The organism is Pseudomonas sp. P867 (assembly GCF_019891455.1).
In the GTDB taxonomy this organism is placed as follows: Bacteria; Pseudomonadota; Gammaproteobacteria; order Pseudomonadales; family Pseudomonadaceae; genus Aquipseudomonas; species Aquipseudomonas synxantha_A.
The window spans coordinates 1-3,066 of sequence record NZ_JAFLXB010000031.1; the positions used below are offsets into that span (position 1 = coordinate 1).

Genomic DNA, 3,066 nt, shown 5'->3' on the forward strand with positions numbered 1-3,066 from the left:
CACTGTGACCGTGCCTGCACCTACCGATGATGTGTTCATCGACAAGAGCACCCAGACGGTCCAGATCACTGACGCTTCTGGCGGCAACTTCGAGAAGTTGGAAGTCGCGGGTAACGGCGCCACCACCACGATCAACGACACCATCGACAAGGTCGATGTTGTCCTGACCGCTACCACTACCGTCGGTGAAGGCGGCAATATCGTTTACACCGCAAGCCTTGTGGATAAAAACGGCGCGCCGGTGACTAACATCACCAATCCGCTGACTGTCACTTTGGATAACGGCCAGAGCATCACTATTGGTGTGAACCAAAGCAGCGGTTCTATCTCGGTTTTGGCACCGGATGACGTGTATAAGGGCGACCAGATCGTCACTACCGCCATTACTGGTGTCACTGGCGGTGAGCACTTCGAGAACCTGGTGCCGGGCACTACGGCGGTGAACACCACTGTCACCGATACACCGGGTACCGACAACACCACGACTGTTACGCTGACCGCGCCTAGCGCCGTTAACGAAGGCGGCCAGATCACGTACACCGCTACGCTTTCCAATAAAGCGGGTACTGACGTCACTTTGAAGTTGGATAACGGCTCGTCGATCACTATCAAGGCCGGCGATACCGTCGGCACTGTGACCGTGCCTGCACCTACCGATGATGTGTTCATCGACAAGAGCACCCAGACGGTCCAGATCACTGACGCTTCTGGCGGCAATTTCGAGAAGTTGGAAGTTGCGGGCAATGGTGCGACCACCACGATCAATGACACCATCGATAAAGTCGATGTAGTACTGACCGCTACTACCACCGTCGGCGAAGGCGGCAACATCGTTTACACCGCCAGCCTTGTGGATAAAAACGGCGCACCGGTGACTAACATCACCAACCCGCTGACCGTCACTTTGGACAATGGCGAGACCATCACCATCGGAGTGAATCAGTCCAGCGGCACTGTTTCGGTCTTGGCACCGGATGACGTCTACAAAGGCGATCAGACCGTCACCACCGCTATCAAGGGTGTGACCGGCGGCGAGCACTTTGAAAATCTGGTTCCAGGTACTACGTCAGTAAACACCACCGTTACGGACACACCGGGTACCGACAACACCACTACCGTGACGCTGACAGCTCCGTCCGAAGCGAACGAAGGTGGTCAAATTACGTACACCGCTACGCTTTCGAATAAAGCGGGCACTGACGTCACCTTGAAGTTGGATAACGGCTCGTCGATCACCATCAAAGCGGGCGACACCGTCGGCACTGTGACTGTGCCTGCGCCTACCGATGATGTGTTCATCGACAAAAGCACGCAGACCGTTCAAATCACCGAAGCTACAGGCGGCAACTTCGAGAAATTGGAAGTTGCAGGCAACGGCGCCACCACCACGATCAACGACACCATCGATAAAGTCGATGTGATACTGACCGCCACCACCACCGTCGGCGAAGGCGGCAACATCGTTTACACCGCCAGCCTTGTGGATAAAAACGGCGCGCCGGTGACTAACATCACCAATCCGTTGACTGTCACCCTGGATAACGGCCAAACCATCACCATCGGAGTGAACGAATCGAGCGCTAGCGTTTCGGTTATTGCTCCTGATGATGTGTACAAAGGCGATCAAACCGTCACCACCGCCATTACTGGTGTCACTGGCGGTGAGCACTTCGAGAACTTGGTACCGGGCACTACTGCAGTGAACACCACCGTTACCGACACCCCGGGCACCGACAACACAACGACTGTCACGCTGACTGCCCCAAGTGTCGTTAATGAAGGTGGCCAGATCACCTACACCGCGACCTTGAGTAATAAGGCCGGTACCGATGTCACGCTGAAGTTGGATAACGGCTCGTCGATCATCATCAAGGCTGGCGAAACTGTCGGCACTGTGACTGTCCCTGCGCCTACCGATGACGTGTTCATCGATAAGAGCACCCAGACCGTCAAGATCACCGAGACCACTGGCGGCAACTTCGAGAAGTTGGAAGTCGCAGGCAACGGCGCAACCACCACCATCAACGACACCATCGACAAGGTGGACGTAGTTCTGACCGCCACCACCACCGTCGGTGAAGGCGGCAATATCGTTTACACCGCCAGCCTTGTGGATAAAAACGGTGCGCCGGTGACCAACATCACCAACCCGCTGACCGTAACTTTGGACAATGGCAAGACCATCACCATTGGTGTGAATGAAACCAGCGGCACTGTCTCGGTCTTGGCACCGGATGATGTCTACAAAGGCGACCAGACCGTCACCACCGCTATCAAGGGTGTGACCGGTGGCGAGCACTTTGAAAATCTGGTTCCAGGTACTACGTCAGTAAACACCACCGTTACGGACACTCCGGGTACCGATAACACAACGACTGTCACACTGACTGCGCCAAGTGTCGTTAATGAAGGTGGCCAGATCACCTACACCGCGACCTTGAGCAATAAGGCCGGTACCGACGTCACGTTGAAACTCGACAACGGCTCAAGCATCACTATCAAAGCCGGCGACACCGTCGGCACTGTGACCGTCCCGGCACCGACCGATGACGTGTTTATCGATAAGAGCACGCAGACGGTCAAGATCACCGACGCTTCCGGCGGCAACTTCGAAAAACTGGAAGTTGCAGGCAACGGTGCGACCACCACCATCAACGACACCATCGATAAGGTCGATGTTGTACTGACCGCCACGACTACCGTGGGCGAAGGCGGCAATATCGTCTACACCGCCAGCCTGGTGGATAAAAACGGCGCCCCGGTGACCAACATCACCAACCCGCTGACCGTCACTTTGGACAATGGCGAAACCATCACCATCGGTGTAAACCAATCGAGCGGTAGCGTTTCGGTTATTGCTCCTGATGACGTGTACAAGGGCGATCAAACCGTCACCACCGCCATCAAAGGCGTGACTGGCGGCGAGCACTTTGAAAATCTGGTGCCGGGTACTACGGCGGTGAACACCACCGTGACGGACACACCGGGTACCGACAACACGACTACTGTCACCCTGACAGCGCCTAGTGCCGTTAACGAAGGTGGCCAAATCACCTATACCGCAAC

General features: G+C 55.7%; 1 protein-coding gene. It reads left to right on the forward strand.

Translation table 11 applies throughout. The annotated features are described in order from the left end of the window. A partial coding sequence (locus J1G33_RS27665; RefSeq protein WP_347709549.1) for an immunoglobulin-like domain-containing protein occupies positions 1-3,066 on the forward strand: 3,066 nt, incomplete at both ends.